At 68.7% G+C, this 19495-nt stretch carries 20 protein-coding genes; 14 read left to right on the forward strand and 6 right to left on the reverse strand.

Annotated features, from left to right (window positions below; genetic code table 11):
* Positions 1 to 19 precede the first annotated feature (19 nt).
* Positions 20 to 1573 (reverse strand): ATP-binding protein, encoded by a 1554-nt coding sequence (locus F3J15_RS16555; RefSeq protein ID WP_166892582.1) that lies wholly within the window; start codon positions 1571 to 1573, stop codon positions 20 to 22.
* A gap of 145 nt (positions 1574 to 1718) precedes the next feature.
* Between F3J15_RS16555 and F3J15_RS16560 the strand changes: the two genes are divergently transcribed.
* From F3J15_RS16560 to F3J15_RS16580, 5 genes are all read left to right on the forward strand, one after another.
* Positions 1719 to 2912 (forward strand): acyl-CoA dehydrogenase family protein, encoded by a 1194-nt coding sequence (locus tag F3J15_RS16560; protein ID WP_166892585.1) that lies wholly within the window; start codon positions 1719 to 1721, stop codon positions 2910 to 2912.
* 102 nt (positions 2913 to 3014) lie between these two features.
* Positions 3015 to 3392 (forward strand): hypothetical protein, encoded by a 378-nt coding sequence (locus tag F3J15_RS16565; RefSeq protein WP_011356094.1) that lies wholly within the window; start codon positions 3015 to 3017, stop codon positions 3390 to 3392.
* 8 nt (positions 3393 to 3400) lie between these two features.
* A complete protein-coding gene (locus tag F3J15_RS16570) occupies positions 3401 to 3922 on the forward strand; it encodes a nuclear transport factor 2 family protein (RefSeq protein WP_166892588.1) in 522 nt (173 codons plus the stop codon).
* A gap of 38 nt (positions 3923 to 3960) precedes the next feature.
* Positions 3961 to 5085 carry an amidase gene (locus tag F3J15_RS16575; RefSeq protein ID WP_166892591.1) on the forward strand — a complete coding sequence of 375 codons (1125 nt, stop codon included), beginning with the start codon at positions 3961 to 3963 and terminating at the stop codon, positions 5083 to 5085.
* A 59-nt stretch (positions 5086 to 5144) separates the two neighbouring features.
* On the forward strand, positions 5145 to 5888 hold the full coding sequence (locus tag F3J15_RS16580; RefSeq protein WP_166892594.1) for an SDR family oxidoreductase: 744 nt from the start codon (positions 5145 to 5147) through the stop codon (positions 5886 to 5888).
* A 52-nt stretch (positions 5889 to 5940) separates the two neighbouring features.
* On the opposite strand, the gene F3J15_RS16585 is transcribed toward F3J15_RS16580, so the two are convergent.
* Positions 5941 to 6573, reverse strand: a complete 633-nt coding sequence (locus F3J15_RS16585) for a response regulator (RefSeq protein WP_043178278.1) — start codon at positions 6571 to 6573, stop codon at positions 5941 to 5943.
* A gap of 353 nt (positions 6574 to 6926) precedes the next feature.
* Here F3J15_RS16585 and hpaC point away from each other — a divergent pair, with 353 nt between their 5' ends.
* Positions 6927 to 7472, forward strand: coding sequence for a 4-hydroxyphenylacetate 3-monooxygenase, reductase component (gene hpaC / locus F3J15_RS16590; RefSeq protein ID WP_166892596.1), 546 nt, complete (start codon positions 6927 to 6929; stop codon positions 7470 to 7472).
* 20 nt (positions 7473 to 7492) lie between these two features.
* Here hpaC and F3J15_RS16595 read toward each other — a convergent pair whose 3' ends face one another.
* Both F3J15_RS16595 and F3J15_RS16600 read right to left on the reverse strand, forming a co-directional pair.
* Entirely contained in the window at positions 7493 to 8761 is a 1269-nt protein-coding gene (locus tag F3J15_RS16595; RefSeq protein WP_166892599.1) for a YbfB/YjiJ family MFS transporter, read from the reverse strand.
* A gap of 225 nt (positions 8762 to 8986) precedes the next feature.
* Positions 8987 to 9532, reverse strand: coding sequence for an alpha/beta hydrolase (locus tag F3J15_RS16600; RefSeq protein WP_166892604.1), 546 nt, complete (start codon positions 9530 to 9532; stop codon positions 8987 to 8989).
* A gap of 117 nt (positions 9533 to 9649) precedes the next feature.
* Here F3J15_RS16600 and F3J15_RS16605 point away from each other — a divergent pair, with 117 nt between their 5' ends.
* The 3 genes from F3J15_RS16605 to F3J15_RS16610 all read left to right on the forward strand — a co-directional run bounded on the left by F3J15_RS16605 (position 9650) and on the right by F3J15_RS16610 (position 11625).
* On the forward strand, positions 9650 to 10105 hold the full coding sequence (locus F3J15_RS16605; protein WP_011356102.1) for an Lrp/AsnC family transcriptional regulator: 456 nt from the start codon (positions 9650 to 9652) through the stop codon (positions 10103 to 10105).
* Positions 10106 to 10490: 385 nt separating this feature from the next.
* A complete protein-coding gene (locus F3J15_RS38110) occupies positions 10491 to 10613 on the forward strand; it encodes a hypothetical protein (RefSeq protein ID WP_006766865.1) in 123 nt (40 codons plus the stop codon).
* Between the two features lie 58 nt (positions 10614 to 10671).
* Entirely contained in the window at positions 10672 to 11625 is a 954-nt protein-coding gene (locus F3J15_RS16610) for a leucyl aminopeptidase (protein ID WP_166892607.1), read from the forward strand.
* 16 nt (positions 11626 to 11641) lie between these two features.
* On the opposite strand, the gene F3J15_RS16615 is transcribed toward F3J15_RS16610, so the two are convergent.
* Both F3J15_RS16615 and F3J15_RS16620 read right to left on the reverse strand, forming a co-directional pair.
* Positions 11642 to 12151 (reverse strand): N-acetyltransferase, encoded by a 510-nt coding sequence (locus tag F3J15_RS16615; protein ID WP_089447162.1) that lies wholly within the window; start codon positions 12149 to 12151, stop codon positions 11642 to 11644.
* 55 nt (positions 12152 to 12206) lie between these two features.
* Entirely contained in the window at positions 12207 to 13238 is a 1032-nt protein-coding gene (locus F3J15_RS16620; protein WP_166892610.1) for an AraC family transcriptional regulator, read from the reverse strand.
* A 318-nt stretch (positions 13239 to 13556) separates the two neighbouring features.
* On the opposite strand from F3J15_RS16620, the gene F3J15_RS16625 reads away from it, so the two are divergent.
* The 5 genes from F3J15_RS16625 (at position 13557) to F3J15_RS16645 (ending at position 19487) form a co-directional block, all read left to right on the forward strand.
* Positions 13557 to 15272: a GMC family oxidoreductase N-terminal domain-containing protein gene (locus F3J15_RS16625; protein ID WP_166892614.1), complete on the forward strand. Its 1716-nt coding sequence runs from the start codon at positions 13557 to 13559 to the stop codon at positions 15270 to 15272.
* Positions 15259 to 17709: an alpha/beta hydrolase fold domain-containing protein gene (locus F3J15_RS16630; RefSeq protein WP_166892617.1), complete on the forward strand. Its 2451-nt coding sequence runs from the start codon at positions 15259 to 15261 to the stop codon at positions 17707 to 17709. Before F3J15_RS16625 ends, F3J15_RS16630 begins: the two co-directional genes overlap by 14 nt.
* A 209-nt stretch (positions 17710 to 17918) precedes the next feature.
* Positions 17919 to 18473 (forward strand): protein tyrosine phosphatase, encoded by a 555-nt coding sequence (locus tag F3J15_RS16635; protein ID WP_089474233.1) that lies wholly within the window; start codon positions 17919 to 17921, stop codon positions 18471 to 18473.
* A gap of 355 nt (positions 18474 to 18828) precedes the next feature.
* Positions 18829 to 19161: a type II toxin-antitoxin system RelE/ParE family toxin gene (locus F3J15_RS16640; RefSeq protein WP_166892620.1), complete on the forward strand. Its 333-nt coding sequence runs from the start codon at positions 18829 to 18831 to the stop codon at positions 19159 to 19161.
* Positions 19158 to 19487: a transcriptional regulator gene (locus F3J15_RS16645; protein WP_011356110.1), complete on the forward strand. Its 330-nt coding sequence runs from the start codon at positions 19158 to 19160 to the stop codon at positions 19485 to 19487. The genes F3J15_RS16640 and F3J15_RS16645 overlap by 4 nt, the downstream gene beginning before the upstream one ends.
* Positions 19488 to 19495 lie beyond the last annotated feature (8 nt).

The following is a 19495-nucleotide window of genomic DNA, read 5'->3' on the forward strand; positions in this document are numbered from 1 at the left end:
CCGTGACGCGACGCAGCGGCTACGCGCGTGCGCCGGCGAGCGGCAGCGTCACGCGGCAGTCGAGCCCGCCGCCCTCGGCCGGGCTGGCGGCGATCCGGCCGCCGTGGCGCGTCACGATGCTCTTGCACAGCGACAGCCCGATTCCGTTCCCACCGGCCTTCGACGACGAGAAACCGTCGAACAGCCGGTCGTGCGCGCCGGCCGCGATACCCGGGCCGTTGTCGATCGCGCGCAACTCGGCATGCCCGCCGACGTTCGCGGTGCCGAGCGTCAGCGTGCGCGGCACACGCTCGCACCCGGCGAACGCCTCGATCGCGTTGAACGCAAGATTGAGGATCACCTGCCCGATCAGCACGCGCTCGCAGCGGATCGGCAGCGGCGCATCGGCCTGCACGATCGTGACCGTCACACCGGCCTCCTTCGCGCGCAGCTCGATGAAATACGCGACGTCCGCGAGAATGTCGCGCAGGTCGGCGAGCGCGACGACCGGCTCGCGCTTCACGATGAACTCGCGCACGCTCTTGATGATCAGCGCCGCATGCTCGGCCTGCCGGTCCGCGCTGCGCAGCCCCCAGATCGCGTCGTCGATGGCGCCGCGCGCGTTCAGCCGCTGCACCGCGCCTTCGATGAAGTTGCGCACGGCCGCGAGCGGCTGGCTCAGCTCATGCGCGATCACGCTCGCCATCTCACCCATCGCGTTGTAACGGCCCGCGTGTTCGAGCATGCGCGCTTCCGCGCGGCGGGCGTCCTCGATCGCGACTTCGTCGCTCACGTCGCGAAACTGCACCAGCAGCCCGTCGAGATCGTCCTCGATCTCGACCTGCCGGCACAGGATGCGCAGCCAGCACGTCGAGCCGTCGCGCCGCACGATCCGGTAGCGCTGCGGCGCGGACGGATACGCGGACGGCGCATCGCGCAGTTGCGCGACGAGCCGGTCGCGATCGGCCTCGGAGCAGTAGTCGAGCACCTCGCCGAGCGCTTCGTCGGGCGCGAGCCCGAGCACGCGGCGGCCCGACTCGCTGATGAACTGCACGCCGCCGTGCGGCGTGACGACCGCGATGCCTTCGTCGAGGTCCTGCATGAATTCGCGCAGTCGCGCCTCGTAGCGGCGCAGTTGCTGGCGCACCGCCTCTTCCGCGCTGATGTCACGGAACTGCACCATCACGACGTCGCGCCCGCGCAGCGGCACGTATGTGGCGGTCGCCTCGGACAACATGTCGACGCCCGTGCGCGACCGGTAGCACCACTCGTACACCTGCGGGCCGTCGACGAGCGCGCGATCCCACGCGCTCACCGCGATCTCGCGCTGGTATTTCGGCTCGGGGCGCGTCATGTCCGGCGCCTTCAGCGGCAGCAGCTCCTCGACGGAAAAACCGAGCGCGATGCACGCGGCGCGGTTCGCCCATACGATCGCCTTGGTGTGCGCGTCGTGCAGCAGCACGCAGGTCGTCAGTGCGTCGAGCAGCCGGTGGAAATCGTCTTCGTCGGGGAAACTCATGATCGGCTTCGGATGAGGTCGCGCGGCATCGCGCGACCGGAAACCCAACATAGCACCGGCGGGCGCCGCCCGCATCTGAAGATTTCTTTAGCGCGGCACGGAACGTCACCAGTCGCACGGCCCAACGCACCAATTGCTGCGCGTTTTCGGCGTTTCTAGACTGACTGCATCGTCGTGACCACCCCGCATTCGAACCCCCATCCGCCCCCAGGAGACAGCCATGCCCCACGCCGCCCTCGCCCTCGACACCGCACCGAGCGCTCCCCACGCGGCCAGCGAACCGGCCGCCCGGCTGTCGCCGCTCGACGCCGTGATCGAGACCGTCGCCGCGCGCCGCGAAGAATTCGACCGCCTGTCGCACGTACCGCGCGACGTGATCGCGCTGTTCAAGCAGGCCGGCATCTATCGCGCGGGCACGCCGCGCCGGTTCGGCGGCGATGCGCTCGCGCCGACCGCGTTCCTCGACATGATCGAGCGAATCGCGACCGCCGACGGCTCGGCCGCGTGGGTCGCGAGCTTCGGCTCCGCGAACGTGTATCTCGCCGCGCTGCCGCTCGAAACCCAGGCCGAGTTGTATGCGAGCGGCCCCGACCAGGTATTCGCGGGCGGCCTGTTTCCGGTGCAGCCGGCCCAGCCCGCAGCAGGCGGCTGGCGCGTAAACGGCACGTGGAAGTTCGCGAGCGGCTGCAAGGGGGCCGACTGGCTCGGCGTCGGCATCGCCGTGCCGGGCGCGCAGGACGCCGCGCCGAACAAGCCGCGCACGGCCGTGTTCCGCGCCGACCAGGTCGAGATCGTCGAGAACTGGAACGTGGTCGGCATGCAGGGCACCGGCAGCCACGACCTGCGCGTCGATGACCGCTTCGTGCCCGAAGCGTGGACCTTCGTGCGCGGCGGCGAGCCGACCGTCGACGAGCCGCTGTACCGCTATCCGACCGTCGCGTACGCGGCGCAGGTACTGGCCGTCGTGAACCTCGGCCTCGCACGCGCGGCACTCGACGTCGTGAACCGGATGTCGGGCGGCCGGCAGACGACGACCGGCGCACCGCGCCTTGCCGACCGCGCGTACTACCGCATCGAGCTCGCGAAGGCCGAAGCGCAACTGCGCTCGGCGCGCGCATTCTTCTACGACGCGACCGACGGCGTGTGGCAATCGATCCTCGCCGGCAACCCGGTGACGCCCGACCAGGTCAGCCTGCTGCGGCTCGCAGCCACGCAGATCGCACGCGAAGGCGCGAGCGTCGTCGAACGCGCGTACCGCCTCGGCGGCACGGCGGCGATCTATCGCACGCACCCGCTGCAGCGGCTGCTGCGCGACGCGATGGTCGTCACGCAGCACGCGTTTCTCGGCGAAGGCAACTTCGACGGCGCCGGCGCGGTGTTCACCGGCATCACGCCGTTTCCCGGCTACCTGTAACCCACGTCTGTCCGAAGCTTCATTGAACCCGCATGGAGCCCGTGCCGCAATACCTTCGCCGGCCGGCTCGCGCCCTCAACCGTTTCCTCTGGAGAACCTCCCATGTCCGATTCGAATCCGCTGCCGCTGCGCGTCCTGTTCTGCTGCGGCGTGTCGCAAAACTTCTTCGACCTGCCGCGCGAGAAGATCGGCGAAGTGTGGCAGGCGTACGGCGCGATGCTCGCCGCCGTCGAAGCGATGCCCGGCGTGCGCGTGCTCGGCGTGATGGATGACGACCGCCTCGTGGTCGGCCAGGCCGACGGCGCACCGTGGACCTTCTACATCATGGCCGACGTCGCCGACTTCGACACGACGGTCGCCGTGTGCAACCTGTATCGCACGACGCCGGTCGGCGAATACAACCTGTGGCGCTACGGCAAGATCGAAGCGCGCGTCGGCCGTGCGCTGACGGTGCCGCCGGCCGCGAAGCCCGCGGCGTGAGGCGCGCGATGACCGACCTGTCCCCCGGCCTGATCGATGCGCTCGCGCAGCGCCTGGCGGCGCTCGACGCCGAGCGCGCGGTGCGCGCGACAATGACGCGCTACATGGCGCTGTGCGACGTGCCCGAGGATACCGGCGACGGCCCGTCGCTCGCCGGGCTGTTCACGCCCGACGCCGTGTGGGAAGGCATCGGCCCGCAGTACGCGCACAAGTTCGGCCGGCTCGAAGGCACGGCCGCGATCGTCGCGATGCTGGGCCGCTACCTGCCGCCCGATCCGCACTTCTCGGCGAACCTGCACTTCCTGACGTCGGAGTCGATCGAGATCGGCGCCGGCAACACGAGCGCGCGCGGCCGCTGGATCATGCTGCAGGCGTCGCGCTACGCGGACGGCTCGGCCGAGTTGATCGCCGCGCGGCTGACCGTCGATTTCGCGCCGGCCGCTAACGGCTCTGCGTGGCTGATCCGCCATTTCCGCACCGAACGCGTGCTCGATGGCCCATGGCCGCTCGCCGCTGCGCCACGGTCCTGATTCCCGATGCTTCCCATCGCTTGCTCACGATACCGACCATGACAGGCTTCATCGACACTTTCACGCTCGGCGGCCCCGGCCCCACGATCGCGATCAAGGACACGATCGACATCGCAGGCTATCCGACCCGCGCGGCGAGCCGAGCGCTCGCCGATGCCCGGCCGGCCACGCAACACGCGGACGTCGTCCGCCTGCTGCTCGACGCAGGCTGGCAGATTGCCGGCAAGGCGAACATGCACGAGCTTGCGTTCGGCATGACCGGCATCAACGACTACACGGGCACGCCCGTCAATCCGCAGGACGCGACGCGCATTCCGGGCGGCTCGTCGAGCGGTTCCGCTTCGCTCGTCGGGCTCGGTACCGTCGATGCAGCGCTCGGCACCGACACGGGCGGCTCGATTCGCGGGCCGGCTGCCTGCTGCGGCGTGGCCGGGCTGAAGCCGACGTTCGGCCGCGTGTCCCGGCGCGGCGTCGCGCCCGTCGAAACCACGCTCGATTGCGTCGGGCCGTTCGCGCGCGACATCCGCACGCTGGTTGCGGTGATGGCCGCGATTGCGCCGGGTTTCGATCGTACGCAAGCGACGGCCTCTGCCGCAGGCTGCACGATCGCGCGCATTACGGTCGACGCCGATCCGGCCATCGCCGCCGCGCTCGACGCGGCCGTACGCGCATCGGGCCTGCATTCGCACGCGGTCGTGCTCGACGACATGCCGGCGTCGTTCGCCGCCGGGCTCACCGTGATCAACGCGGAAACGTCGCGCGCGTTCGGCCATCTCGTCGAAACCGGCAAGCTCGGCGCCGACCTCGATGCGCGATTGCGTGCGGCCGCAACGACTACGCCTGCGGCATTGAAAGAAGCCGAAGCCGTACGCGCCCGCTTCACCGCACAGGTCGACGCCGCGCTCGAACACGCGGACGTGCTCGTGCTGCCGACGCTGCCCGCGCTGCCGATCACGCTGCAGCAGGCGCGCGATGGCGTATCGGTGATCGCGATGTCGTCGCTGATCCGGCCGTTCAACCTGAGCGGCCATCCGGCACTCAGCCTGCCGCTACCGCTCGCCGGTTCGCCGCTGAAGGCCGGCCTGCAGATCGTCGGGCGCAAGGGTGCGGATGAGCAGGTCTGCGCGATCGCGGCACACTTCGAAGCGGCACTCGCCGCATGAACCACGATGCGGGCGCGGCGGCATCCGGCACGCGCTCGCGAACCACGGAATCACACACCATGTCAGACCGAGTCGTCCTCGTCACCGGTGCCGCGCGCGGGCTCGGCGCCGTCATCGCCGAACGTTTTCATGCGGCCGGCTACCGCGTCGCGCTGGCCGATATCGCCGCCGACGCCATTCAGGCGCACGCACGCGAACTCGACCCGAGCGGCGAACGCGCGATCGCGCTGCCGCTCGACGTCACGTCGAAACGCGATTTCGAAGCCGCGCGCGATGCGCTCGTCGCACGCTGGGGCACGATCGACGTGCTCGTGAACAACGCGGGCGCATCGAAGGTCGTGCCCGCGATGGAGATCACGGCCGAGCAGTTCGACCAGGTGATCGACGTGAACCTGCGCAGCGTGCTGTTCGGCTGCCAGGTGTTCGGCCAGTACTTCGCGTCGCGCGGCGCGGGCCGCATCGTCAACATCGCGTCGCTCGCCGGACAGAACGGCGGCTCGGCGACGGGCGCGCACTACGCGGCCGCGAAGGGCGGCACGCTGACGCTGACCAAGGTGTTCGCACGCGATCTCGCCGCACAGGGCGTGACCGTCAACGCGATCTCGCCGGGCCCGCTCGACTTGCCGATCGTGTATGAAAGCGTCGCGCCGGAGAAACTGCGCCAGGTGCTCGCGAGCCTGCCGGGCGGCAAGCTCGGGTCGGCCGGCTTCGTCGCGGATGCCGCCGTGCTGCTCGCGTCGGGCGACGCGCATTTCGCGAACGGCGCGTGTTGGGACATCAACGGCGGGTTGTACATGCGCTGAGCACCGAGTACCGAGCACCGCATGCAGCGCCTCGCCGAACCCCGGCAAGGCCCTATCGCGACGACTCCCCGTCGTCGCCCCACACGACCATCACGTCGCGCACGAGCGCGGCGATCGACGTCGCGCCGAGCTTCTCCTTGATGCTCGCGCGATGCACGTCGACGGTCTTCACGCTGATCGACAGATCCGACGCGATCTGCTTGCTGCCCTTGCCGTCCACCACGCCGCGCAGCACTTCCTTCTCGCGCGCGGTCAACGCATCGAGCCGCTGGCGCAGCTCGCGGTGACGCTGGCTCACCGCATGCCGCTGCTGCGCGAGCCGCAGCGCGCGTTGCACGCGCTCGAGCATCTGCTGCGAGTTGTACGGCTTCTCGACGAAATCGATCGCGCCGTTCTGCAGCGCGCGCACGGACATCGGGATATCGCCGTGCCCGCTGACGAAGATCACCGGCAGCGTCGCGCCGCGCGCGTTCAGTTCCGCCTGCACGTCGAAGCCGCTCTTCTCCGGCATCCGCACGTCGAGCACCAGGCACGCGGGCAGGTTCACGTCGAAGCGCGCGAGAAAATCGGTGGCGTTCGCGAATCCTTCGGACGCGATGCCGACCGATTCGAGCAGCCACGCGAGCGACGTCCGCATGCCGTTGTCGTCGTCGACGATGTATACGATCGGTGCGGGTGACGTCATCGCGGGTGTCTCACTGAATATCGGTATCGGTATCGCACGCGCCGCATACGGGGCCGGGTGCCGGCGCGTCGCGCGCGTCGTTCGCTGGGGGTGTGCGGCACATCATAACGAGCCGAAAACCCGCTGAAAACCCCTTCACGTGCCGCATGAACGTGCAATCCCGATTTTTTTCGCGCGATGCGCCACGCATCTAGGTAGAACCTTTAGACGTGTTGGCGAGAACGCCATCTCCATCGTCAATCGTGCGAATGGTCGCCGGCATTTTCGCGTCGTACGCTTGGGTCATTGTCGGCGACGCGGCGCTGCACCGGCAGTGCCACGCGATCGCCGCTTTCGTCCAACCAGGAGCGCCCATGTCTTCCACGACCGATATCCCGCGACCGGCACGCGTCGAGCCGAGCGACGCGCAGAAGGCCTTCCGGCAAGCGATGGCCCACCTCGGCGCGGCCGTCAACGTGATCACCACCGCCGGGCCGCACGGCCGCTGCGGCATCACCGCGAGCGCCGTGTGCTCCGTCACCGATACGCCGCCGACGCTGCTCGTGTGCCTCAACCGGTCGAGCGCGATGCGCACGACGTTCGAACGCAACCGCCACGTCTGCATCAACGTGCTGCCGGCCGAACACGAGCAACTCGCACGGCATTTCGCGGGGCTCACCGACCTGCCGATGGCGCGGCGCTTCGACCTGCCCGTGTGGGATCGCGGTGAACAGGACGTGCCCGTGCTGCGCGACGCGCTCGCGAGCCTGCAGGGCACGATCGCCGACATGAAGGAAGTCGGCTCGCATTCAGTGATGTTCATCGAGGCGACGTCGATCCGCGTGCGCGACGACGGCGACAGCCTGATCTACTTCAGCCGTGCGTTTCATCGCGTGTCGCGCACGGCGTGCGTGCGGTGAACGGCGCGTTTAGCGCGTGACTACGCGGCGGCTCGCAACGCACGCTGCCCGGCCGCGAGCGCGGCGCCCGCGAACAGCGTCAGCGCCGAATACACGAGCCCGCGCGCGAGCCCCGCGCTGTCCGACACCCAGCCGATCGCGACCGGACCGGCGATCTGCCCGAACGCAAAGACCGTCGTGAACGCGCTGATCCCCTTCGCCCAGCCGTCCGGCGGCAGGTTGTGGCGCACGAACGCCGTCGTCGATGCGACGGCCGACAGGAACGTCGCGCCGAACAGCACGCCCGACGCGAACGCGGCCACCGGATGCACGAACATCGCCGGCATTAGCGTCGCGATGCCGAGCAGCGCGTTGAGCACGGCGAGCGCCTGGCCGCCGCGCATCCGGTCGAGCAGCCCCGACCAGAGCCGCGCCGACACGATGGTCGCGACGCCGAGCATCACGTAGAACGCGGCAACCACCGTGCCGCTCATCCCCGCGCCGCGCAGCAGCGCGACGATGAAGGTCATGTAGCCGATATAGCCGACGCCGAACAGGCCGTAGCCGGCCAGCGCAAGTGCGAAGCGCGCGGGGCTCGCGGTCGCGGCCGCCGTCGCATCGCCGCGCGGCGCAGTCGGTGCCGCATGCACGCGCTCGATGCGGCGCGCGGCTGACACGGCCACCGCCGAGAACAGCACGCACGCGAACGCGAGCGCGAACCATGCGGGCTGCCAGCCATGGTCGCCGTGAGAGAGCGTCGCCGGCACGAGCAATGACGATGCGACGATGCCCCATCCCGTGCCGCCGTAGTAGAGCCCGAGCAGCAAGCCCGCATCGCGCGGCGACGCCGATGCGAGCCGCGCGGCCAGCACGCCGCCGCTGATGAAGGTCAGCGCGCTGCCGACACCGGTCGCGAGCCGCTGCACCAGCAGCGCATGCATGCCGGACGTGAGCCCGCACGCGGCCATCAGCAACGCGGTCAGCACGCATCCGACCGCCAGCAGCGAGCCTGCTCGCCAGCGCCGCGACAGCCACGGAAACGCGAGCGCACCGACCAGGTAGCCGGCCGCGTTCGCCGTGTTCAGCGCGCCGGCCTGCGCGAACGTCCAGCCGAGATCGGCCTTCATCGGCGGCAGCAGCAGCGCATACGAAAAGCGCGCGAGGCCGAGCGCGATCGCGCTGCCAAGCGACAGGCAGATCGCGAGCCGCCACGCGGCGATGCGATGGGGGTCACGTTCCGGGAAGGTGCCGGTCGCGCCGGTGTCCGGCCGCGACGGGCCGGCCTGCTCCGGTTGCGGCGCTGCGCGCATCGCGTGTCTCCTTGGTCGTTCGAAGCCGCGGCAAGTCGTGACGGCGGAACCGGTGTTCCGCACGCGCCAATCCCGACTGTCGAGGCTTCCGATTCTGTCGACGATCATACTTGAGCCGTCGCGGGCCGGCATGCGTTGGCGGCAGGAACCCGGCCGCGGCAGCCGGATCGTCGATGCATCGCGCGCCGCAAGCCATCGCGGGCGCACGTCGGCCGCTTGCCCGCGCTACCCCCGCAATCCCGCGATGAAGGCGGTGAACAAAGCGCGTCCCTCGGGCCATTCCGCCAATCCCGCTTCCGTATTCAGATGGCCGCGCGGGCCGAGCAGCAACGGCGTCGCGCCCCGCTCGCTTGCCCATGCAATGCCGCGCCCGGCCGGGTCGTACCCATCATCCGAACTGGCGATCGCCAGCACCGGCAAGCCGCCGAAATCACCCTGCGGCACATGCGCGAACGCACTGGCCGCAGCCGGAAAGCGCGGGCAGCCCGGATCGGGCACCGCAACGAGCCACGCAGCGCGCACGACGCGCGTCGACGCCGCCCGCCAGTGCGCGAACAACAGGCAACCCAGCGAATGACAGATCACCACCGGCGGCGTCGCGGCTTGCGCAACGGTTTCATCGAGCGCCGCCATCCAGTCGCGCAGGTCGGGCGCATCCCACGACGCAGGCGCCATGCGCACGGCGCCTGGAAGCGCGGCCTCCCAGTGGCTCTGCCAATGATCCGGTCCCGAGTTGCCGATCCCCGGCACGATCACGATCGTCTGGTCCATCTCCGTCTCCATGAATGAGCGAGCTCGCAGTCTGGCCTGCCGGAAACCGGCCGGGAATGGCAAGTCATCGGATATTGAGACAATATGCCGATGAATTAACGGAGCGGGAAAGCGGACATGTCGAACGGAGAGCTCGATCGCCTGGATCTGTCGATCCTCGAGGCGCTTCAGGAAAATGCGCGGATGCCGCTGTCCGAAGTGGGCCGCCGCATCGGCCTGTCGCAGCCGGCCACTTCGGAGCGCGTCAAGCGGCTGGAAGAACGCGGCATCATCGCGGGCTACGGCGCACGGATCGACCCGGCCGCGCTGGGGTTGGGGATGATGGCCATCATCCGGCTGAAGACGACGCACGAACACATCAAGCCCGCGCTGCGCGCGTTCGCCGAGATGCCACACGTCATCGAGGTCCACCGGATGACCGGCGAGGATTGCTTCCTGCTGAAAGTCCTGGTGCCGACACCGGGACAACTGGAAACCATCATCGATGCGATTGCCCGCTTCGGCGCGGTCACGACGTCGCTGGTGCTGCGGTCCGAGCCGGCCAAACCGCTCGGCAAGGCGCTGCTCGGTTGACACGGGCATCGGGCCGCTGACGCGCCGTCGATCACCGGCGACGCGTTCGCGCGCATGCAAGGTCACCGCCAACACCACCGGTCGCGGCGATTGAATTCCTGATGAAAAATCGCCGAATGCAATGCAACGCATGAGATTCCGGTCATTGAAAAAAATGACGTCGAATCCGTCATTCGCTTTATCGGTGTTTTAGCGCACGCGACCCGCAAATTCCCCGTGTTTAGCACGTCTCGGCTAAAAACCTTGCAACGCATTGCATTCGTAAATTCCTCAGACTAATATCAACGCCACTCGTCGCGCATTCACGAAATACGTGATGAGGAGTGGCAACTTTTTAGCCGCGCTTTCATGTTGAATCACTCATGTTCACCACAGGAGAATTGACATGCAGGACACCCAGCAGATCGAATTGCTTGACTGGATGCAGGAAGACACGCACCCCGAGGCCGTCGACATGATGGTCGAGGACGCCGTGGTGCCGTTCGGCACCGCGCTCTGGCCGGTCTGAGCGGGCCACCCGTTCTCGCGGAAGGGCCTCGGCCCTTCCGCCGCTTCCGGAGACACGCATGCTGAACCTGCACCGCGCACTGGGCTTCCACCCCGCGCTGCGCGACAAGCTGGCGCGCGGCGAGTCGGGAAATCTGCTGGTCGGCCATGACACCCGCAACCGCGACATCGCGTTGCGCGCGTTTTCCGCCCTGCCCGATTCGCTCGACGCGACCACACTCTGCCTCGAAAGCACCCCGCCCGCCGATATCGCCGCCGCGCTCGATCGTGCCGATCTGTTCGTGCTGCTGTACGACTCGTCGTGCCTGCCGACGCCGTCGCCGAGCGGGCCGCCGTTCCTCGCCGCGATCCGTCCCGCGATCGTCGAGCACTGGAGCAAGTCGGTCCTGTTCAAGGATTACGGCCCGCATCTCGACGAGGCATTCGCCGAATCGCTCGACGACATCGCGGCGCGCAACGGGCGGCTGATCGCCGCGGCCGCGCGCGCATCGCAGATCCGCTTCATCGATGAAGCCGGCAACACGCTGACGGGCTCGCTCGCGCCGGACCAGAAATGGACGAGCGTGGACGGAATGGGCAACCTCGACGTCGTGCCCGGCGAAATCGCGACGCACGTCACCGATCTCAACGGCTCGGTCGTCTTCAGCGGCACGTTTCTCGGCACCGTGCCGTTCGCGATCAAGTACAAGGTGGCCGAGCAGCTCGCCACGCTGCAGGTCGAGAACAGCATGATCGTCGGGTTCGACACGGACAACGATGGCTTCCGCCGCGATTTCGCCGCCTATCTCGACCGACATCCGAATCACCGGCGGATCGAGGAATTCGGCATCGGCACGAACCTCGGGATTCGCGGGCTGTACGGCCGCAACGCGGGGTTCGAGGAACGCCATCCGGGCCTGCACCTCGGGCTCGGCGGCGGCGAAAACGGGAGCCACCACCTCGACCTGATCTTCGCGCGCGGCACGCTCGCGCTCGACGACCGGATCGTGTTCGACGGCGCGTTCGCCGTCTGACGAAGCGGCCGCGTGCTCAGGCTTCGGCGGCCGCCGTGTCGCCGAGCCACTTGTACATCACGAGGCTGTCGACGAAGCCGAGCCGTGCATGACGATACGCACGCGGCAAGCGGCCGACGATTTCAAACCCGAGCTTCTGCCACAGCGCGACCGCCACCTCGTTCGTCGACACCACCGAGTTGAACTGCATCGCGAGGAAACCGCGCTCGCGCGCGACCTGCTGCGAGTGCTCGCACATCAAGCGCGCGACGCCGCGGCCGCGCGCGGCCTCGCTCACCATGTAACCGCAGTTGCTCACGTGATTGCCGGGGCCGCCCGCGTTCGCCTTCAGGTAGTACGAGCCCAGGACCACGCCGTCTTCTTCGGCGATCCACGTGCACAGCGGCGCATCGAGCCACAGTGCGCGCGCCGCTTCCTGTGTCGGCGCCGCATCGAATGCATAGGTTTCCTGAGCGGCGACGATGGCGCGGTAAGTCGGCCAGAAGCGCGGGAAATCGTCGTCGGTCATCGGGCGAATCGTGATCATGCGGAGGCTCTCGTGATGGGAATGTCGGCAGGAATGCCAGCGATCGTACCGTGATTCAGGAACGGCCGCCGTCCCGTTGCGCCGCGCTGCGATACGCGCCCGGCGGCACGCCGTACCAGCGCTTGAACGCCTGCGAGAAGCTCGACAGGTCGCTGAAGCCGAGCCGCTCCGCGACTTCCGCGAGCGACAGGCGCGCGTCGCCGAGCAGCGTCTCGGCCATCGCGCCGCGCGCCTGCGCGAGCAGCGCCCGGAACGTCGTGCCCTCCTCCTGCAACCGGCGCTTGAGCGTGCGCGGGCTCGTGTTCATCAGCCGCGCCATGTCCTCGAGCGAGAACGGCGCGTGGCCGGGCGTCGCGCTCAGGTACTGACGCACCATCTCCGACGTGCCCACGCGCGCGCGCCGCGCTTCGAGCAGCTGGCCGCACATCTGCTCGCACATCGACACCGTCAGCGGATTCGCATGCGGCAGCAGCCGGTCGAGAAACACGCGGTCGAATGCGAGGCTGTTCGCGCGCGCCGAGAAGGCAGGCTCGACGCCGGCGATGCGCGGCACCGGCATGGTCGGCGTGCGCGCCGCCTGCACCGAGAAGCGCGACAACGCGAATGTGTCGTCGCCGATTTCCTGCAGCAGCACGGCCGCGGCCGTCATGTCGCGCTCGACGAGAAACCGGCTCACCGTACCATCGAGTTCCGGCGCGCCGAAATTGAGCATGCACGTGCCGCCTTCCTCGCGGTACGTGATCACCGTGAACGCATAGGTGAGCGGCAGGAAGCGCAGCGCCAGCGCGAGCGCGTCGCGTGCGGTCGCGCTGGCGATCAGCCCGTAGCCCCACACCCCGTACGCGGAGAAGTGATAGCGCTGGCCGACCTCGAACCCGAGGCCCGGCGCACGCCCGAGCGCGCGCAGCAGGTTGCCGGTCAGCCGCAGTTCCTGCGCGGCCGTCACCTCGACCTTCGGATCGTCGAGCTGCGCGTCCGCGAGGCCCGTGCCGGCCAGCAGCGTCGCGTGCGGCACGCCGCGTTCGTCGCCGAAATCGACCAGCAGCCGGGCGCTGGCCGGACTCCGGGTGAAATCCCAGAAGCTCATGCGGAGAAACCCTCGAAGCGCCGATTTGGCCCAAATACTAAAACAATTGTCCCGAAGCAGCATTGGTGTTTTCCCATGCGGCCAGCACCATCGGCGTCATCCAGTCGTCATCCGAACGACGCCATCGCCCTCCGGAGGAGACACCATGCGACCGAGTCGCCCGACCGATCCCGCAGCCCGCTTCGCATGCCGGCGCGACGCTTTCGTCGCGTTCGCCCGCGCCCCCGCCCCACCGCTCGCGCCCCGCCTGCCGCACACCGGCCGCCCGGGCACGCTGCCGCGCCCCGCTTGATCCATCGACCCTCAGAGGACGAATCCATGAGCAAGACTTTCGACTACATCGTCGTTGGCGGCGGTTCGGGCGGCAGCGTCGTCGCCGGGCGGCTGACCGAGGACCCGGCCGTGACCGTCTGCGTGCTCGAGGCCGGCGGCCGCGGCGACGGCACGCTCGTCAACGTGCCGACCGGCGCGGTCGCGATGATGCCGACCCGCATCAACAACTGGGCCTTCGACACGGTGCCGCAGCCGGGTCTCGGCGGGCGCATCGGCTACCAGCCGCGCGGCAAGGTGCTGGGCGGGTCGTCGGCCATCAACGCGATGGTCTATATCCGCGGCCATCGCGTCGACTACGACGGCTGGGCTGCGCTCGGCAACGAAGGCTGGAGCTACGACGACGTGCTGCCGTACTTCCGCCTGAGCGAGCACAACGAGCGCTTCGACGATGCGTGGCACGGCCGCGACGGCCCGCTGTGGGTGAGCGACCTGCGCACCGGCAACCCGTTCCATGCGCGCTACCTGGAAGCCGCGCGGCAGGCCGGCCTGCCGCTCACCGACGATTTCAACGGCGCGCAGCAGGAAGGCATCGGCATCTACCAGGTCACGCAGAAGCACGGCGAACGGTGGAGCGCGGCGCGCGCGTACCTGCTGCCGCACGTCGGCCGCCGCGACAACCTGACGGTCGAGACGCATGCGCAGGTACTGCGCATCCTGTTCGACGGCACGCGCGCGATCGGTGTCGAGGTGCGGCAGCGTGGCGAGGTCCGCACGCTGCGCGCGCGGCGTGAAGTCGTGCTCGCGGCCGGTGCGCTGCAAACACCGCAGTTGCTGATGCTGTCGGGCGTCGGCCCGGGCCGCGAACTTCAGCAACAGGGCATCGCCGTGCACGCCGACCTGCCCGGCGTCGGCCGCAACCTGCAGGATCATCCGGATTTCATCTTCGGCTACCGCACGCGCAGCGTCGACACGATGGGCGTGTCCGCGGGCGGCGGCCTGCGCATGCTGCGCGAGCTGGCGCGTTTTCGCCGTGAACGACGCGGCATGCTGACGTCGAATTTCGCGGAAGGCGGCGGCTTCCTGAAGACGCGCGCCGGGCTCGATGCGCCGGACATCCAGCTGCACTTCGTCGTCGCGCTCGTCGACGATCATGCGCGCAAGCTGCACGCCGGCCACGGGCTGTCGTGCCACGTGTGCCTGCTGCGGCCGCGCAGCCGCGGCTCGGTCACGCTGAACAGCGCCGATCCGCTCGCGGCGCCGCGCATCGATCCCGCGTTCTTCGACGACCCGCACGACCTCGACGACATGGTCGCGGGCTTCCGCCTCACACGACGGCTGATGGAAGCGCCGGCACTCGCCGGCTGGACCACGCGTGACCTGTTCACCGCGAACGTCAACACCGACGATGAAATCCGCGACGTGCTGCGGCGGCGCACCGACACCGTGTATCACCCGGTCGGCACATGCCGGATGGGGCACGACGCGCTCGCCGTCGTCGATCCGCAACTGCGCGTGCGCGGCCTGCAGGGGCTGCGCATCGTCGATGCGTCGGTGATGCCGACACTCATCGGCGGTAACACCAACGCACCGACGATCATGATCGCCGAGAAGGCTGTCGACCTGATCCGGGGCGTGTGCCGCACGACCGCACAACCGAAAGGCGAAACCGTCAGGACAGCGACGGATCGTGACATCGTTCCCGCATCGTGCGCCGCGCACGATGCCATCCAGCCCGAGGAAACCCGCCATGTTGTCGCCTGATACCTCTCGCGCCGCCGAATCCGCCGCACCGCTTGCGGCGATCATCATCGGCGCCGGCTTCGCCGGCATCGGCATGGCGATCGCGCTGCAACGTGCCGGCATCCACGATTTCACGATCGTCGAGCGTTCGCACGACGTCGGCGGCGTGTGGCGCGACAACCGCTACCCGGGCGCCGCCTGCGACGTGCCCTCGCACCTGTACTCGTTCTCGTTCGAGCCCAATCCGGCGTGGTCGCGCGTGTTCGCGCCGCAGCCCGAAATCCATGCGTACCTGCAGCATTGCGCGCGCAAGTACGGCCTCGCACGCTACCTGCGCTTCGGCGCCGAAGTCGCGCACGCACGCTACGACGAAACCGCCGCGCTGTGGCGCGTCACGCTCGCCGACGGCACGACGCTCAGCGCCGCCGTGCTCATCAGCGGCACCGGGCAGTTGAGCCGCCCCGCGATGCCCGACTTGCCCGGCATCGACACGTTTCGCGGCCGCGCATTCCACTCCGCGCACTGGGATCACGACTATTCGCTTACGGCCAAGCGCGTGGCGGTCGTGGGCACCGGCGCGTCGGCGATCCAGTTCGTCCCGGCGATCGCGGGCGACGTGAAGCAGCTGGTCGTATTCCAGCGTTCGCCGGCCTATGTGATGCCGCGCCCCGACCGCGCGTACCGCCCGTGGGAGAAGGCGCTGTTCCGCCGGCTGCCGTGGGCGATGAAACTGCATCGCGCATCGATCTACCTGCGCTACGAATCGCGCGCGATCGCGTTCACGCGTCTGCACAAGCTGATGAAGGTCGCGGTCGGCCGGCCGTTCCACACACTGCTTGCACGCGATGTGCCGGACCCGGCGTTGCGCGCGCAACTCACGCCCGACTACCCGATCGGCTGCAAGCGCATCCTGCTGTCGAGCGACTACCTTGCCGCGATGAGCCGCGACAACGTCGAGCTCGTCACGCAGCGGATCCGGCGCGTGACGGAGGACGGCATCGAGACCGTCGACGGCGTGCAGCATCCGGTCGACGCGATCGTGTACGGCACGGGGTTCGCGGCGACCGAGTTCCTGTCGCCGATGCGCATCACGGGCCGCGATGGGGTCGACCTGAACGACGCATGGCGGCGCGGCGCGCAGGCGTATCTCGGGCTCACCGTGCCCGGTTTTCCGAACTTCTTCATGCTGTACGGCCCGAACACCAACCTCGGCCACAACTCGATCGTCTACATGCTCGAAAGCCAGATCGCGCACGTGATGCGCTGCCTGCGCACGATGCGTCGCGACGGCGCGCGCGAGATCGACGTCGACGCGCGCCGCTACCGGCGCTTCAACGTCCATGTGCAGCAGCGACTCGAAGGATCGGTGTGGAGCAACTGCAAGAGCTGGTACGTCGACGCGTCGGGACACAACAGCACGAACTGGCCGGGCTTCACGCTGACCTACCGGTGGATCACGCGCTTCACCGGAATGTCCGCTTACCGCTTCACGCATCCGTTGCCCGAGTCGGTCGCACCGGCGCGCGACGTGATGATCGCGCCGCCCGCCGGCCGGCTGGAGGCACTGACCGCCGCATCGCTGCGCGGCTTCCTGCGGCTGGCCTTCCGGCCGCTGATCGGGCCGCCGTTCGGCGCGCGCATGCAACGCCGCGTCGTCGCGCTGCTGTCGCCGCTGATGCCGGGCACGGGCGGCACGCTGCGCTACCGCACGTCCGCGCAGCGCGTGCCGGTCGAAGTCGTGGCGCCGAAACGCGGCGACGCGGGCGGCGCGATCCTCTATCTGCACGGCGGGGCATTCTGTCTCGGCGGCCCGCATACGCATCGCGGCGTGACGACGCGGCTCGCGAATGATGCGGGCCTGCCGGTGTGGGTGCCCGACTACCGGCTGGCCCCCGAGCATCCGAGCCCGGCCGCGCTCGACGATGCGCTGGCCGTCTACGACGCGATGCGCGCGCAGGGCCATGCGCCGCACCGGATCGTGATCGCCGGCGATTCGGCCGGCGGTGCGCTGGCGCTGGCACTGGCCATCGCGCTGCGCGAGCGCGGCGAGCCGGCCGCCGCCGCGCTGCTGCTGATCTCGCCCGTGACCGATCCCGCGCTCGGCGGCGAGTCGCTGGCTTCGCGCCGCCATGACGATCCGATGATCCGTCGCGGCTGGCTCGAACAGGGGCTGCGCTGGTATCACGGCGCCGGTTCGGCTGCGGCCCACGGCCCGCTCGACACCGACCTGCGCGGCCTGCCGCCGATGCTCGTCCAGGCCGGCGACCAGGAGGTGCTGCTGTCGGATGCGCAGCGGCTGGCGCGTCATGCGCAGGCCTGTGGCGTGCCGTGCCGGCTGGAGGTTCATGCGGCGCGCTGGCATGTGTTTCATCTGCAGGCGTTTTACCTGCGGTCGGCACGGGATGCGTTGCGGACGCTGGCGGGGTTTGCGGCGGAACGGGTGGCGGCGACGACGTGACGATGAAACAGTCACGCGCCGCGATCGGGGCCGTGGTTCGCGGCTTCCCCGATCGGGCGCACGGTGCACGCGCCGTCACCCGGCCCGCTTGCCGCGAAGCGACACCGTCTTGCAAAAACCGGCCGTTTATTTTTTTCCGTCGCATACGGCCGTCATGATCTCCGGCAAGCCCTGGCGCGCCGCCGGGGTTTCCCCCTCGAGGAGACATCATGAAAAGAAGGCACACCCTCAACACGCTGGCACTGCTCTGTTGCGTCGGCATCCAGTGCGCGACGTCGGCGTTCGCCGACGAGCCGAAGAAGGTGGCGTTCGTCGACACCGGCAACACCGGGCGCAGCGTGATGGCCGAAGCGATCGCCGGCCAGTTGATCGCGCAGCGCCACGCGCACATCGCGGTGATCTCACGTGCGGTCGACGAAGATCCGTATGACGAAAAGCCCGAAGAAAACGGCGTCATCCTGATGAAGCGCCGTGGCATCGACACGTCCGCGCATCGTTCGGTGCAGTTGAACGCCAACGACATCAAGCATTCCGATGTGATCCTGACGATGACCGACAAACATAAGGAGAAGGTGCTCGCGCTCTATCCGTCGGCCGCCGGCAAGGTGTTCACGCTGGCCGAGTACGCGTCCGGAAAGCACGTCGACGTACCCGACGCGTGGGGCAAGCCGATCGATTTCTACGAATCGGTCACTGCGCAGCTCGACACGTACATCCCGGCGGCGCTCGACAAGATCGCGACGGCCGCGCCGGCGAAGCAGTAATGTCAGAGGCCTGTCGGCTCGCCTGGCGCGACGCGCCGGCACCGACAGGTTTGCTGTTCACGTTGTTCCCCCCATACACCCCCGCCACCGCGCGTGCCCGGCACCGGGCCATTGACTTTGGCCATCCGGCCGAATCGTCACCCTGCGCACCGGATGAAAGAATGATCTTCGTCCGGGAAGCCGGCTTCGCGGCCTGACATCCCGCACTTCGAAGGCACCGTGTGCGCAGCAACGCGCATGCGGTGTCGTGTGTTGCCCCGACTCGGCAATGCGCGCACGCCCCCGCGCGCACCACCCGGCAGCTCGCACGACCACGCCATTTACCCCTCTTCCTTTTTGTAGCTTATAAGTTACAATGCTCGCCAAGTTCGAACTTCTTCGCTATCAGCGCGACGATGGTCGCGAGCCCTTCACCGAATGGTTGAACGCCGTGCGCGACAAGCTTGCGCAGGCACGGATTCGCGAACGCCTGCGCCGCGTGCAGACAGGCAACTTCGGCGATTGCGAGCCCGTCGGCGAAGGCGTGATCGAACTGCGCGTCCACGTCGGCGCCGGCTATCGCGTGTATTTCGGGCGGTACGGCGGTGCACTGGTGCTGTTGCTTTCAGGTGGCGACAAAAGCAGTCAACCCGACGACATCAGGCGCGCAAAGGAACACTGGTCGAACTGGAAACGGAGGCAAACATGACCAAGCTCAAAGGTGCGGTATCGCACCACGACGCGGAAGTCGCCGAACTCGGCGCCGACCGCGAACTCGCGGTGGCCTATCTGCGCGTCGCGATGGAGTCGCTCGACGATCCCGACAACCGCGCGGCCGGCCTGCTCGCGCTGCGTACGGTCGCGGAAGCGTACGGCGGCCTCGGCGCCGTCGCGGCCGAAGCCGGCATCAGCCGCGAATCGCTGTATCGCACGCTCTCGCCAAATGGCAACCCGACACTGAAAACCCTGCTCGCAGTGCTCAAGACCGTCGGCCTGCGCCTGTCCGTCGTCCCTGCGCAGCCGGCGCACGCGTAAGCGGCACA

The sequence above is a fragment of the Burkholderia sp. Ap-955 genome (assembly GCF_011753045.1).
Taxonomy (GTDB): domain Bacteria; phylum Pseudomonadota; class Gammaproteobacteria; order Burkholderiales; family Burkholderiaceae; genus Burkholderia; species Burkholderia lata_D.